Source organism: Mycolicibacterium baixiangningiae, from assembly GCF_016313185.1.
Taxonomy (GTDB): Bacteria; Actinomycetota; Actinomycetes; order Mycobacteriales; family Mycobacteriaceae; genus Mycobacterium; species Mycobacterium baixiangningiae.
This window is the reverse complement of record NZ_CP066218.1, coordinates 4,751,108-4,763,556: the sequence shown is the minus strand read 5'-3', so window position 1 is coordinate 4,763,556 and position 12,449 is coordinate 4,751,108. Positions and strand designations below refer to the sequence as shown.

At 68.8% G+C, this 12,449-nt stretch carries 17 protein-coding genes; all 17 read left to right on the top strand.

The features are described 5' to 3' along the window. The first annotated feature begins 13 nt into the window (after nucleotides 1-13). Nucleotides 14-367, top strand: coding sequence for a Rieske (2Fe-2S) protein (locus I7X18_RS22540; protein WP_193046202.1), 354 nt, complete (start codon nucleotides 14-16; stop codon nucleotides 365-367). After that, nucleotides 364-1,593, top strand: a complete 1,230-nt coding sequence (locus tag I7X18_RS22535; RefSeq protein ID WP_193046201.1) for an NAD(P)/FAD-dependent oxidoreductase — start codon at nucleotides 364-366, stop codon at nucleotides 1,591-1,593. The genes I7X18_RS22540 and I7X18_RS22535 overlap by 4 nt, the downstream gene beginning before the upstream one ends. Further along, complete coding sequence (locus tag I7X18_RS22530) at nucleotides 1,593-3,032, top strand: aldehyde dehydrogenase family protein (protein ID WP_193046200.1); 1,440 nt, start codon at nucleotides 1,593-1,595, stop codon at nucleotides 3,030-3,032. Before I7X18_RS22535 ends, I7X18_RS22530 begins: the two co-directional genes overlap by 1 nt. A gap of 27 nt (nucleotides 3,033-3,059) precedes the next feature. After that, nucleotides 3,060-3,416, top strand: a complete 357-nt coding sequence (locus I7X18_RS22525) for a Rieske (2Fe-2S) protein (RefSeq protein WP_193046199.1) — start codon at nucleotides 3,060-3,062, stop codon at nucleotides 3,414-3,416. A 41-nt stretch (nucleotides 3,417-3,457) separates the two neighbouring features. Next, complete coding sequence (locus tag I7X18_RS29705; RefSeq protein ID WP_226863527.1) at nucleotides 3,458-5,002, top strand: gamma-glutamyltransferase family protein; 1,545 nt, start codon at nucleotides 3,458-3,460, stop codon at nucleotides 5,000-5,002. Further along, complete coding sequence (locus I7X18_RS29700) at nucleotides 4,992-5,429, top strand: RidA family protein (RefSeq protein WP_232375305.1); 438 nt, start codon at nucleotides 4,992-4,994, stop codon at nucleotides 5,427-5,429. The genes I7X18_RS29705 and I7X18_RS29700 overlap by 11 nt, the downstream gene beginning before the upstream one ends. Before the next feature lie 134 nt (nucleotides 5,430-5,563). Then, complete coding sequence (locus I7X18_RS22515; protein WP_193046197.1) at nucleotides 5,564-7,132, top strand: permease; 1,569 nt, start codon at nucleotides 5,564-5,566, stop codon at nucleotides 7,130-7,132. Then, nucleotides 7,129-8,475, top strand: coding sequence for an amidase (locus I7X18_RS22510; protein ID WP_193046196.1), 1,347 nt, complete (start codon nucleotides 7,129-7,131; stop codon nucleotides 8,473-8,475). Before I7X18_RS22515 ends, I7X18_RS22510 begins: the two co-directional genes overlap by 4 nt. Before the next feature lie 206 nt (nucleotides 8,476-8,681). Then, nucleotides 8,682-9,050 carry a 50S ribosomal protein L14 gene (rplN, locus tag I7X18_RS22505; protein WP_193046195.1) on the top strand — a complete coding sequence of 123 codons (369 nt, stop codon included), beginning with the start codon at nucleotides 8,682-8,684 and terminating at the stop codon, nucleotides 9,048-9,050. Beyond that, nucleotides 9,051-9,368: a 50S ribosomal protein L24 gene (gene rplX / locus I7X18_RS22500; protein ID WP_193046194.1), complete on the top strand. Its 318-nt coding sequence runs from the start codon at nucleotides 9,051-9,053 to the stop codon at nucleotides 9,366-9,368. Between the two features lies 1 nt (nucleotide 9,369). Beyond that, a complete protein-coding gene (gene rplE, locus I7X18_RS22495; protein ID WP_193046193.1) occupies nucleotides 9,370-9,933 on the top strand; it encodes a 50S ribosomal protein L5 in 564 nt (187 codons plus the stop codon). Between the two features lie 4 nt (nucleotides 9,934-9,937). Further along, nucleotides 9,938-10,123: a type Z 30S ribosomal protein S14 gene (locus I7X18_RS22490; RefSeq protein WP_011558444.1), complete on the top strand. Its 186-nt coding sequence runs from the start codon at nucleotides 9,938-9,940 to the stop codon at nucleotides 10,121-10,123. A gap of 76 nt (nucleotides 10,124-10,199) precedes the next feature. Next, complete coding sequence (gene rpsH, locus I7X18_RS22485) at nucleotides 10,200-10,598, top strand: 30S ribosomal protein S8 (protein ID WP_193046192.1); 399 nt, start codon at nucleotides 10,200-10,202, stop codon at nucleotides 10,596-10,598. Nucleotides 10,599-10,611: 13 nt separating this feature from the next. Further along, on the top strand, nucleotides 10,612-11,151 hold the full coding sequence (rplF, locus tag I7X18_RS22480) for a 50S ribosomal protein L6 (protein ID WP_193046191.1): 540 nt from the start codon (nucleotides 10,612-10,614) through the stop codon (nucleotides 11,149-11,151). A gap of 2 nt (nucleotides 11,152-11,153) precedes the next feature. Continuing rightward, nucleotides 11,154-11,558 carry a 50S ribosomal protein L18 gene (gene rplR, locus I7X18_RS22475; RefSeq protein ID WP_226863524.1) on the top strand — a complete coding sequence of 135 codons (405 nt, stop codon included), beginning with the start codon at nucleotides 11,154-11,156 and terminating at the stop codon, nucleotides 11,556-11,558. A gap of 31 nt (nucleotides 11,559-11,589) precedes the next feature. Further along, nucleotides 11,590-12,264: a 30S ribosomal protein S5 gene (gene rpsE / locus I7X18_RS22470; RefSeq protein WP_193046190.1), complete on the top strand. Its 675-nt coding sequence runs from the start codon at nucleotides 11,590-11,592 to the stop codon at nucleotides 12,262-12,264. 2 nt (nucleotides 12,265-12,266) lie between these two features. Then, nucleotides 12,267-12,446, top strand: a complete 180-nt coding sequence (gene rpmD / locus I7X18_RS22465; RefSeq protein ID WP_193046189.1) for a 50S ribosomal protein L30 — start codon at nucleotides 12,267-12,269, stop codon at nucleotides 12,444-12,446. Nucleotides 12,447-12,449 lie beyond the last annotated feature (3 nt).

Sequence of the window (12,449 nt, the reverse complement as noted above, 5' to 3'; positions counted from 1 at the left end):
GAAAGGATTTGTCATGACCGCGGAGTGGACCGCGGTGGCCAAGACCAAGGACCTGGCCCGGCGGCGCAAGCTGCGGGTCGAGGCGGGTGGGGTGGCCATCGCCTTGTTCTCGGCCGGTGAGCGCGTGTACGCGATGGCCGATGAATGTGTGCACCAACAGCGTTCGCTCATCAAGGGCACGCTGTTGCACGGCAAGGTGATCTGCCCCGGTCACCAGTGGCAATTCGACCTGGACACCGGATACGAGGAATCGCAGGACATGTGCCAGCCGACCTATCCCGTGCGCGTGGAGGACGACACCGTCTACGTCACCACCGCCGACGGGCCCTCGTCGGCGGTGCCTGCTGCCACGGAGGCCAAGGCATGACCCGCCGGACGTTCGTGACCGTCGGCGCCGGGCAGACCGCCGCCGTGGCGGCCCGGACGCTGCGCCGGCGTGGATTCGACGGGCGCATCGTGCTGATCGGCGACGAACCGTACGCCCCCTACCAGCGTCCGCCGCTGTCCAAGGAATTCCTCGCCGGTGTCGACACCGCCGACTCGCTGCAACTGCTCCCGGCTGACTGGCTGACCCGCAACGACGTGGACATCAAGTCCGGCGTCGACGTCGCGAAGATCGACACGTCCACGCGCACTGTGCAATTCGCTGACGGGGGCACATTCGCAGCGGATGCGGTGCTGCTCGCCACGGGCGGCCGGCCCCGCCGGATGGCGACGGAGGGCCCGCGCCCCGACCTGGTGCACTACCTGCGCAGCCTCGACGACGCCCGGAGGTTGCAGGAGTCGCTGCGGCCGGGGCGGCGGCTGACGCTGATCGGCGCCGGCTTCATCGGCCTCGAGATCGCCGCCACCGCCCGCACACTGGGCGTGGAGGTAACCGTGGTGGAAGCCGCGGCCCAGCCGCTCACCCAGGTGATCGGCGCGCGCCTTGGTGAGCTGTTCACCCGCCTGCACCGAGAGAACGGCGTCCGCATCCACACCGGCGCAGCGGTGACTGCCGTGCGCACCACCGCCACCGGCGTGGTCGTGGAGCTGGCGTGCGGAACGGTGGTCGAGGGTGACCTCGCGGTCGTCGGTATCGGCCTGCTGCCCAACGACGGCGTCGCGGCCGCCTCCGGACTGGCGGTCGACGGCGGCATCGTCGTCGACGCCCAGGGGCGCACAAGCGTCGACAACGTGTACGCCGCCGGCGACGCCGCGCGCCGCTACTCGCCGCGCGCCGGCCGGCACGTGCGCGTCGAGCACTTCGACAACGCCAACAAGCAGGGCATCGCCGTCGCGAACGCCATGCTGGGCCGCGACGCCGTATTCGACGAGGCGAACTGGTGCTGGTCGGACCAGTACGCGCGGAACTTCCAATTCCTCGGCGCGGCATCGCGACACCTGGTGATCCGCGGCGATCTCGATGCGCTGGACTTCACCGCGTTCTACCTCGACGGCGACGCGATCTGCGGTGCGTTCACCGCCGAGCGCGGCGAGGACGTCATGGTGACCCGCGAACTGCTGGGCCGCGTCGTCGACCCGGACATCCTCACCGACGAGGACACCGACCTGTGGGATCTCGTCACCGATACTGAAGAGGTGGTGCACTGATGGCCGAAGGAGCCAACTTCATCGACGGCGTCTGGGTGCCCGCGGCGTCGGGCGCCACATTCGAACGCCGCAACCCCGCGGATCCGGGCGATCTGATCGGCACCTTCCCGGCATCCGGGCCCGCCGATGTCCGCGCGGCCGTCGACGCACTCGACAAGGCCGCGCCGGAGTGGGCCGCGGTGTCCCCGGAGCGGCGCGCGGCCATCCTGGAATCGGCTGCCGCACAGCTCGAATCACGATCGGCCGAGCTGATCGGCGAACTCGTGCGCGAGGAGGGTAAGACCGCCGCGGAGGCCGCCACCGAGGTGAGCCGTACGCCCATGAACCTGCGGTTCTACGCGGGCGCCGCCACCCGCATCGCGGGGGAGACGCTCGCCTCCGCCGGACCGAACCTCGTCTTCACACTGCGTGAGCCGATCGGCATCGTCGGCGCCATCACCCCCTGGAATTTCCCGCTCAACATCCCGTCGCGCAAGATCGGGCCCGCCTTGGCGGCGGGCAATCCCGTGCTGTTCAAACCGTCGGAGCTGACCCCGCTGATGGGGCAGCGGATGGTCGAGGCGCTGTTGGACGGGGGATTGCCCCCGAACGCGATCGCGCTCGTCCAGGGTGACGGAATCGCGGGCGCGGCGGTGACCGCGGACCCGCGGGTCGCCGCCGTCACGTTCACCGGCTCCACCGAGGTCGGCCGGCGCATTCACGCTCAGGTCGGCCCGGAGCGGCGGGTACAGCTGGAGATGGGCGGCAAGAATCCGGTGATCGTCGCCGGTGACGCCGACCTCGACCGGGCCGCGGCGCTGATCGTCAAGGGCGCGTTCGGGCTCAGCGGCCAGGCGTGCACCGGCACCAGCCGGGTGATCGCGCTCGACGCCGTCCACGACGAGTTGCTGGACCGGGTGGTGACCCGGGCCGAGGCGCTGCGGGTCGGTCCCGGCGCCGAAGCGGGTGTCGACATGGGTGCGCTGGCCAGTGCCGGCCAACTGGACAAGTTCCTCGAATACGTGCGGATCGGCCTCGACGAGGGGGCCACGCTGCGGTGCGGCGGCACCCGCGTCGAGGGCGACGGGTTCTTCGTCCGCCCTGCGGTGTTCACCGACACGCACCCGGGCATGCGCATCGTGCGCGAGGAGGTGTTCGGGCCGTTGATCGGGTTCCAGCGGGCCACCTCGCTCGACGACGCGATAGAGCTGGCCAACGGCACCGAGTACGGGCTCGCCGCCGCGATCGTCACCACCGACCTCGCCGCCGCCACCACGTTCGCGCACCGCTCGCGCAGCGGCCTGGTCAAGATCAACCAGCCCACCACCGGGATGGCGATGAATGCGCCCTTCGGCGGTTACAAGGCGTCGAGCACCGCGACCTTCAAGGAACAGGCCGGCGCTTCGCTGATGGAGTTCTACACCGCCGAGAAGACCGTCTACCTCAACCCCGCGCTCTGACGACGCGGCCGGACGTACGGAGCAGCAATGGAATTCAAACGAGTCGCCCGCTCCGGCCAGGTGCCGGAGGGGATCGTGCGGCGGTTCTTCGCCGACGACCACGAGTTCGCGGTCGCCCGCCTGAACGGGAAGGCCTACGCGACGTCGAACTACTGCACCCACCTGGACTGCCTGCTCTCGTCGGGCAAGCTCGTCGACGACGGCATCGGATGTTCCTGCCACGGCAGCGCATTCGACCTCGAGACCGGTGAGCCGATCTGCCCGCCTGCCACCGAACCCATCAAGACCTACCCGGTGCAGGAGCGCGACGGCGAGATCTTCGTCGGCGTGAGCGCCGAGGACGTTCCCGAGGGGCCACGGCGCCGGTCGCGCCGGGGCGCATAGTGTCCGCCCCGCCGCGGCCGCCCGCGTTGTCGGCGGGCGCCATGGTCAGCTCCAGTCATCCCGCCGCGAGCTTCGCCGGGGCCCAGGTCCTCGCCGCAGGCGGCAACGCGATCGACGCCACTCTGGCGATGGCGGCGGCCACCTGGTTGACGCTGCCCGGACAGTGCGGCATCGGCGGCGACGCGTTCGCGATCGTCTACGAACCCGACGGCCGCGTGTGGACCGTCGGCGGATCGGGTTTCGGACCCGACGGCGGGGTGTCCGAGTTCTACCGCGACCGCGGTCTCACCGCGATCCCGCTGGACGGCGCGCTCGCGGTGACCGTCCCCGGCGCGCCTGCGGCGCTGTCCGCTCTGCACGCGGGCGGGGCGACGCGACCGCTGACGGAGCTGTGGGAGCCGGCCGCGCGCACCGCCGAGCGAGGCCTGCTGTGTTCGGCGAAGACCGCCCGTGACGTACGGGAAGCGTTGGCTCCCATTCGATCTGACGCCGGTTTGGCCGCGGTGTACACCCGCGGTGCGGCGCCGGCGCGGGTCGGCACGCTGGTGAGACAGCCCGAACTGGCGCGCACCATCCGGGCGGTGGCCGCCGATCCGGCGTCGTTCTACACCGGAGAGTTCGCCGAACGTGCGGTAGAGACGCTGCGGGCGGGAGGCGCGCCGTTCTCCGGGGACGAATGGGCGGCCGGAGCCGCGGTGGCGCCGGAACCGTCGATCACCGGCCACTATGCGGGCGCCACGATTCACCAGACGCCGCTGCCCACGCCGGGATGGATGGTGCTGCAACAGGCGGCGCTGTGCGACGGCGTTCTCCGCTCGACGGAGTGGATGTCCGCCGAGGCGATCGACCGGCTGGCCCATGCGGCGCGCCTCGCGTTCGAGGACCGCCTTGCGCTGTGCGGCGCGGACAACGGCGCAGCTCTCGCGCTGCTCGCTCCGGAACGCATCGCCGCTCAGCGTGCCGGTACGCCGGCGCGAGCGGCGGCACCGGTCAGCGCCGGGGACACCACCTCCACCGTCGCCGTCGACCACGAGGGCCGTGCCGTCGGGTTCATCCATTCGCTGGCCCTGACCTTCGGGGCGAGTCTGACCGTGCCTGGCACCGGCGTCGTGCTCAACAACCGGCTCGGCCGCGGCGCCTACCTGATCCCTGGGCATCCCAACGAGGTGGCGCCCCGCCGCAAACCGTTGCACACCCTCAATGCCTGGATCGTCACCGACGAGCAGGGTCGGCTCCGCCACGTCGGCAACACCCCGGGCGGCGACGGGCAGGTGCAGTGGAACATGCAGCTCATCTCGCATCTGGTCGACCACGGGCTCGACCCGGCTCAGGCCGTATCCGCCCCGCGGTTCACGGTCTTTCCCGGCTCGGACGCGAACGCCATCGGCAGGCCCGACGAGCTGCGCATGGAGGCCGGCGTACCCGCCGAGGTGCGTGCGGCGCTTCGCGGACTCGGTCACCCCGTCGTCGAGCAGCCCGAATTCGGTGCCGAGGGCAGCGCACAAGTCATTTCGCGCGACGACGACGGTGTGCTGTCCGGGGCGGCCGATCCCCGTCAGGAGGGGGTGGCGATCGGTGTCGACTGAGGCGCCCGCACCGCAGGGCGACTACGTTCCGGCAGTGCTGCACGCGGGCGTGGTCTACACCGCGGGGATGACGCCGCGTCGCGACGGTCGGCTGGTTCTCACCGGCGCCGTGGGCGGGCAGTTGTCATTGGAGCAGGGGAGGTCCGCGGCCGCCCTCGCCGCAGCCAACGCGATTGCGGCCGCGTGGTCGGTGGTGCCGTCCGGTGCTGGATTGCGGTGCCTGCAGATGACCGTATACATCGTCGCAGCAACAGGTTTCACAGACCTGTCCGCTGTCGCCGACGGCGCATCCGCGGCGATAGCACGCACGCTCGCTCCGTCGGCGCTACCTGCGCGAGCCGCAATCGGGGTGGCGACTCTGCCGTCCGGGGCACCGGTGGAGGTGGCACTGATCGCGGCCGTCACCGACCCCGTGCACGGTGCCTAACAAGATCACGCAGACAGGGACGTTATGTCCTTTGCCTTTGTGCGCAGCACTCCATAGCGTCTCCGATGTGATGTGGACAACAGGCATCGCGGATGTGCCAGACGGACGGATCCCCCTACGCATTTGGAGGCAGCATGCAACTCGCCGCGGCGCACTGGGTGTATCTGGCGGGCGTGGTCTCACTGATCGGCTTCATGGTTGCGCGCAAGAGCGTGGTGGTGCCCGCGATCATCGCGACGTTCGCCACCACCGTCGTCTACACCGGTGACATCGCCGACGCAATCGGCAGCGTGTTCAGCGCGACCGCGGTCGCGACCACCGAATTCCTCAACATCTTTCTCGTCATGGCCGCCGTGATGGCGATGGTGGGGGTGATGAAAACCGTTGGCGCCGAACAGTTGATGGTCGCGCCGATTGCGCGGCTCATGACCAACAGTGTGGTGTCGTACTTCGTGCTGTTCGGTGTGACCTATGTGTTGTCGATGGTGCTGTGGCCGACGCCTGCGCTCGCCCTGATCGCTCCGTTCCTGTTGCCTGCGGCGATGCGGGCCGGGCTGTCACCGCTGGCCGCCGCGATGGCGGTCGCGATCGCGGGGCAGGGCATGGCGCTCGCCTCCGACTACGTGATCGGCGTGGCGCCGGGTCTGTCCGCGAGCGGGGCGGGTGTGCCTGCGGATCTCATCGCCAACCGCGCTCTGATCTTGAGCTGGGTGGTGGGGGCAGTGGCCGTCACCATCACGTTCCTGCTCTACGTGCGGGGTGGGGCGGTGCAGCGGATTCGGCGCCTGATCCCGTACCCGCGGGCCGCTGTCGCACACACCGTGTCGAGCGCGCGGGTGGAAGACATCCCCGTCGCCGTGGGGTCGGCGCTGGTGACGAAGCGGCGCAACGCATCCGGCAACGGCGCGAACGGCACCGGCGCGAACGGCAACGGCGTAAACGGCAACGGCGCAGGTGATTTCGGCGACCCCGTCACCGGTGCGGTCGCCGACGGGCTGCGGCCGCGCATGTTCGCGGTGATCGTGCCGATCGCCTTCGGCGCCCTGGTGTTGTTCATGATCCTTGGCAAGCTGACGGATTGGGCTCCCGCGGTCGACAGCGGCAGCGGTGCTGCGCTGGTGGGCGGGCTGGCGTTGATCATCACGCTCGCGCTGGCTCTGGCCACGTCCGGTAAGGACGGCATCGAGCACGTCGGCAAGCACTTCGTCGACGGACTGGTCTTCGCCTTCCGGGCCATGGGCGCGGTGATTCCCGTGGCCGGCTTCGTCCTGATCGGCATCTCCGACTTCGCCGGCCGCATCATGCTGCTGCCCGAGGATCAGGAGGCGCCGTCGTTCCTGTTCGACCTCATCCTCAGCGGTGAACGCTTCATTCCCGACAACCCCGTGCTGATCATGTTCGCGATGCTGATCATCGGCATGCTGATCGGGTTGGACGGCTCCGGCTGGACCGGCCTTCCGTTCACCGGTGGACTGGCCGAGGCGCTTTCGCACTCCTCCGGCCCGGAAACCACCGCGACGTTCGCGGCCATCGCTCAGAACGCCGCGGGCTGGACCGGCGGCGGCACGCTGATCATCTGGTCGTCGCTCATCGCCGTCGCCGGGTTCACCGGTGTTCCCGTCACCACTCTGGCGCGCCGACTGTTCCTGCCGGTGGTCGCAGGTCTGCTGCTCAGTGTCGTTGTGGCGGCGGTGATCTGGTGATCACTGTCAGGGCCGCGGGACGCTCGATCAGGAGCGGCGATCTCAGCCCGACGGAACTGCTGGAGTGCTCGATCGCGCGAATGCGGCACGTGGATCCGGAAGTGCGGGCCTTCGTGGCCTTCGACGAGGAGCGGGTCCGCCACGAGGCCGGGCAGCTCACCCGGGAGGCGGCCGCAGGTGAGTTCCGGGGGCCGCTGCACGGCATTCCGGTGGCGGTCAAAGATGTCATCGACGTCGCCGGGATGCCCACCCGCGGCGGGTCGCGGGCTAGTGACCCCACCAACGCGGCGATCGACGCCCCGGCGGTCCGCCGTCTGCGGGCGGCGGGAGCACTCATCCTCGGCAAGACCGCCACTCACGAGTTCGCGCACGGTGTGGTGACCCCGCCGACGCGCAATCCATGGAATCTCGAACACATTCCGGGCGGCTCGAGCGGCGGTTCCGCGGCCGCCGTCGCCTCCGGGCAGTGCCTCGCCGCGCTCGGCTCCGACACCGGCGGGTCGATCCGGGTGCCGTCGGCGTTGTGCGGTGTCTCGGGGCTGCGACCGGCCCGCGGGGACATTCCGGTGGACGGGCTGATCCCGTTCTCCCCGCGGTTGGACACCTGCGGCCCAATCGCGCGGGACGCGGCGGATCTTGCACTCCTGTTCGAGGTGTTGTCCGGGCGGGGGTTGGCGCTGCGTGAATCGGTGCGAGGTCTGCGTATCGGCGTGGTGGCATCCGCTGATACCGGGGGATTGGGTGACGGCGTCGACGACCTCCTGGCGCGGGCGGCCGCTGTGCTTGGCGACGCCGGCGCAGCAGTGACGCCGGCGGCGGTGCCGCCGTTCGGCGCGTGGAGCGCACCGCGGGCGGTCTACGTGCTCGCCGACTTCCTCGACATCCACCGAGCGGCCGGGTGGTATCCCCAGCGCAGCGAGCTGTACAGCGACGAGGTGGCGGGCTACCTGAGGCAGGCCGAGCGGATCACTCAGGCGCAGCGGGCCGCGGCCGCCGCGGAACTCGAGCGGCTGGAACAGCGCCTGTTGGCCGGCATGGCGGGCCTCAACGCGATCGTGCTGCCGACGACACCGGTGCCTGCGCCCCTGGTCGACGACTGCCGACACGATCCGAGCGCCCCCGGCCGCGCAGGCGTGATCGAGACGCTGATGCGGCTGTGCGGACCGTTCAGCTGGTGTGGATTCGCGGCCGCCACGGTGCCGTGTGGCACCGTGGAGAACGGTCTCCCTGTCGGTCTGCAGATCGCCGGCCGTGACGTCGCGACAGTGCTCAGCGTCGCGGCCGCCTACCAGCAGCTCACCGAGCACCATGCGCGCCGACCGCCGGCGATGGCCTCGGAGTAGCGCGCCACCTGCGGCGATTTGGTTCTCCGCAGGTCCTCACCTAGAATCAAGCGGTTGCCTTGGGCAGACCTCGGCCGATCCTGTGATGTAGCTCTTCGCGCAAGCGCTCATCGAAAGATCAGCCCTGCGTGCTCTTCGGTGACAGCAAGGACCGCGTACGTCAGGTCGGTATCTGGCGTGCAGACATAACCAGGTCAGGAGATCGAGTGATTCAGCAGGAATCGCGGTTGAAGGTCGCCGACAACACGGGCGCCAAGGAGATCTTGTGCATCCGTGTGCTCGGTGGCTCAGGCCGGCGATACGCCGGCATCGGTGACGTCATCGTGGCCACCGTCAAGGAAGCCATCCCCGGCGCCAACGTCAAACGTGGCGACGTCGTCAAGGCCGTCATCGTGCGCACCGTCAAGGAACGCCGTCGCGCCGACGGCAGCTACATCCGGTTCGACGAGAACGCCGCCGTGATCATCAAGAACGACAACGATCCGCGTGGCACCCGCATCTTCGGCCCCGTGGGCCGCGAGCTGCGTGAGAAGCGCTTCATGAAGATCGTCTCGCTCGCCCCGGAGGTGTTGTAGATGAAGGTCCACAAGGGCGACACCGTTCTGGTGGTCTCCGGTAAGGACAAGGGCGCCAAGGGCAAGGTCATCCAGGCCTACCCCACGCGCAACAAGATCCTCGTCGAAGGCGTCAACCGCATCAAGAAGCACACCGCGCAGTCCGCCAACGAGCGCGGCGCATCGTCGGGCGGCATCGTCACGCAGGAGGCGCCGATCCACGTCTCGAACGTGATGGTCGTCGACTCGGACGGCAACCCCACCCGCATCGGCTACCGCGTCGACGACGAGACCGGCAAGAAGGTGCGCGTCTCCAAGCGCAACGGCAAGGACATCTGAGATGACTACCGCAGAGAAGACCCTCCCGCGCCTGAAGCAGCGCTACCGCGAAGAGATCCGCGGCTCGCTGCAAGAGCAGTTCGGCTACGCCAACGTGATGCAGATCCCGGGCGTCGTGAAGGTCGTCGTGAACATGGGTGTCGGCGACGCCGCCCGCGACGCGAAGCTGATCAACGGCGCCGTCAACGATCTCGCGCTGATCACCGGTCAGAAGCCGGAGATCCGTCGGGCCCGCAAGTCCATCGCCCAGTTCAAGCTGCGCGAGGGCATGCCCATCGGCGCCCGCGTGACCCTGCGCGGGGACCGCATGTGGGAGTTCCTGGACCGCCTCGTCGCCATCGCGCTCCCGCGTATCCGTGACTTCCGCGGCCTGAACCCCAAGCAGTTCGACGGCACCGGCAACTACACCTTCGGCCTCACCGAGCAGTCGATGTTCCACGAGATCGACGTGGACAGCATCGACCGCCCGCGCGGCATGGACATCACCGTCGTCACCTCGGCGACAACCGACGACGAGGGACGGGCGCTGTTGCGGGCGCTGGGTTTCCCCTTCAAGGAGAACTGAGCTGATGGCAAAGAAAGCACTGGTCAACAAGGCCAACAAGAAGCCGAAGTTCAAGGTGCGGGGCTACACCCGCTGCCAGCGCTGCGGTCGTCCGCACGCTGTCTTCCGCAAGTTCGGCCTGTGCCGGATCTGCCTGCGCGAGATGGCCCACGCCGGCGAACTGCCCGGTGTGCAGAAGTCCAGCTGGTAACAGCCAAACCAACGACAAACAACATGCGCGACAGGCCTGACATGGGAACCGTCGCGAGGAAGGTGAACCGGCTGTCATGACCATGACGGACCCGATCGCAGACTTCTTGACACGTCTGCGCAACGCCAACTCGGCGTATCACGACGAAGTGACGCTGCCACACAGCAAGATCAAGGCGAACATCGCCGAGATCCTCAAGTCGGAGGGCTACATCTCCGATTTCCACACCGAGGACGCCCGCGTGGGCAAGTCCCTGGTGGTCCAGCTCAAGTACGGCCCGAGCCGTGAGCGCAGCATCGCCGGCCTGCGACGGGTGTCCAAGCCCGGTCTGCGGGTCTACGCGAAGTCGACCAATCTGCCCCGCGTGCTCGGTGGCCTGGGCGTGGCGATCATCTCCACGTCGTCCGGCCTGCTCACCGACCGTCAGGCAGCACGATCCGGCGTGGGCGGCGAAGTCCTCGCCTACGTGTGGTGAGGGGGTAGGAAACATGTCGCGTATTGGTAAGCAGCCGGTTCCGGTTCCCGCCGGAGTCGATGTCACGATCGAAGGCCAGAACGTATCGGTGAAGGGGCCCAAGGGGACCCTGTCGCTGGCCGTCGCCGAACCGATCGCAGTGGCACGTGATGACGCAGGCGACATCGTGGTGACCCGGCCCAACGACGAGCGGCGCAACCGTTCGTTGCACGGCCTGTCGCGCACCCTGGTGGCCAACCTGGTCGAGGGTGTCACGCAGGGCTACACCACGAAGATGGAGATTTACGGCGTCGGTTACCGCGTCGCGCTCAAGGGATCGAACCTCGAGTTCGCCCTGGGCTTCAGCCATCCCGTGGTCATCGAGCCGCCGGAGGGCATCACCTTCGCGGTCGAGACGCCCACCAAATTCTCGATCACGGGTATCGACAAGCAGAAAGTCGGCCAGATCTCGGCGATTGTCCGCCGCCTGCGCCGCCCCGATCCTTACAAGGGCAAGGGCGTGCGGTACGAGGGTGAGCAGATCCGCCGCAAGGTCGGAAAGACAGGTAAGTAGACATGGCTACAGCTGAAGCAACCAAGCAGCACAAGCCGGTCGGGGCGAACATCTCGCAGACTCGCCGGCGGGACCGCATCCGCCGTCACGCGCGGCTGCGCAAGAAGGTCGCCGGTACCGATGCACGGCCGCGTCTGGTCGTGCACCGCTCCTCGCGGCACATCCACGTACAGTTGGTGGACGACCTCACCGGCACGACGCTGGCCGCCGCCTCCTCGATCGAGGGTGACGTGCGGGCGGTCGACGGTGACAAGAAGGCGCACAGCGTGCGGGTCGGTCAACTGATCGCCGAGCGCGCGAAGGCAGCCGGTATCGACGAGGTGGTGTTCGACCGTGGTGGCTACACCTACGGCGGTCGTATCGCCGCGCTGGCCGACGCCGCGCGTGAAGGCGGGCTGAAGTTCTGATGACCGACGTGTACAAGACTGGAAGGACTGCATGATGGCCGAGCAGGCAACTGGTGCCGCGCCGGCGACATCCGACGGCCGCGGCGGACGGGGTGACCGTGATGGTCGCGGACGCCGCGACGACCGTGGCGGCCGTGGCGGCCGTGACGGTGGCGACAAGAGCAATTACCTGGAGCGCGTCGTCTCGATCAACCGCGTCTCCAAGGTGGTCAAGGGCGGCCGTCGCTTCAGCTTCACCGCCCTGGTGATCGTCGGCGACGGCAACGGCATGGTCGGTGTCGGATACGGCAAGGCCAAGGAAGTTCCGGCCGCCATCGCCAAGGGTGTCGAGGAGGCTCGTAAGGGCTTCTTCCGCGTACCGCTCATCGGCGGGACGATCGTCCACCCGGTGCAGGGTGAGGCCGCCGCGGGCGTCGTCATGCTGCGTCCGGCGAGCCCCGGTACCGGTGTGATCGCCGGTGGTGCGGCTCGCGCGGTGCTGGAATGCGCCGGCGTGCACGACATCCTCGCCAAATCGCTGGGCAGCGACAACGCGATCAACGTGGTGCATGCCACCGTTGCCGCGCTGAAGATGATCCAGCGTCCGGAAGAGGTTGCGGCCCGTCGTGGCCTGGCCCTCGAGGACGTCGCACCGCCCCGCATGCTCAGGGCCCGTCGTGAGGCTGACGCGCTCGCCGCGTCCTCGGCACGTGAAGGGTCGGCGTAATCATGGCTGAACTGAAGATCACCCAGATCCGTGGCACCATCGGTGCGCGCTGGAATCAGCGGGAAAGCCTGCGCACACTCGGCTTGCGGAAGATCCGCCAGTCGGTGGTCCGTGAGGACAACGCGCAGACCCGCGGCCTCATCAAGGCCGTGCATCACCTCGTCGTCGTAGAGGAGGTCTGAGAC

What these genes read in the sequence shown, in the direction of transcription:
- rpmD (WP_193046189.1), top strand. Translation starts at nt 12,267, where the DNA reads ATGGCTGAACTGAAGATCACCCAGATCCGTGGCACCATCGGTGCGCGC.
- I7X18_RS22525 (WP_193046199.1), top strand. Translation starts at nt 3,060, where the DNA reads ATGGAATTCAAACGAGTCGCCCGCTCCGGCCAGGTGCCGGAGGGGATC.
- I7X18_RS22530 (WP_193046200.1), top strand. Translation starts at nt 1,593, where the DNA reads ATGGCCGAAGGAGCCAACTTCATCGACGGCGTCTGGGTGCCCGCGGCG.
- rplF (WP_193046191.1), top strand. Translation starts at nt 10,612, where the DNA reads ATGTCGCGTATTGGTAAGCAGCCGGTTCCGGTTCCCGCCGGAGTCGAT.
- I7X18_RS22540 (WP_193046202.1), top strand. Translation starts at nt 14, where the DNA reads ATGACCGCGGAGTGGACCGCGGTGGCCAAGACCAAGGACCTGGCCCGG.
- rplE (WP_193046193.1), top strand. Translation starts at nt 9,370, where the DNA reads ATGACTACCGCAGAGAAGACCCTCCCGCGCCTGAAGCAGCGCTACCGC.
- rplX (WP_193046194.1), top strand. Translation starts at nt 9,051, where the DNA reads ATGAAGGTCCACAAGGGCGACACCGTTCTGGTGGTCTCCGGTAAGGAC.
- rpsE (WP_193046190.1), top strand. Translation starts at nt 11,590, where the DNA reads ATGATGGCCGAGCAGGCAACTGGTGCCGCGCCGGCGACATCCGACGGC.
- I7X18_RS29705 (WP_226863527.1), top strand. Translation starts at nt 3,458, where the DNA reads ATGGTCAGCTCCAGTCATCCCGCCGCGAGCTTCGCCGGGGCCCAGGTC.
- I7X18_RS22515 (WP_193046197.1), top strand. Translation starts at nt 5,564, where the DNA reads ATGCAACTCGCCGCGGCGCACTGGGTGTATCTGGCGGGCGTGGTCTCA.
- I7X18_RS22535 (WP_193046201.1), top strand. Translation starts at nt 364, where the DNA reads ATGACCCGCCGGACGTTCGTGACCGTCGGCGCCGGGCAGACCGCCGCC.
- rpsH (WP_193046192.1), top strand. Translation starts at nt 10,200, where the DNA reads ATGACCATGACGGACCCGATCGCAGACTTCTTGACACGTCTGCGCAAC.
- I7X18_RS22490 (WP_011558444.1), top strand. Translation starts at nt 9,938, where the DNA reads ATGGCAAAGAAAGCACTGGTCAACAAGGCCAACAAGAAGCCGAAGTTC.
- rplR (WP_226863524.1), top strand. Translation starts at nt 11,154, where the DNA reads ATGGCTACAGCTGAAGCAACCAAGCAGCACAAGCCGGTCGGGGCGAAC.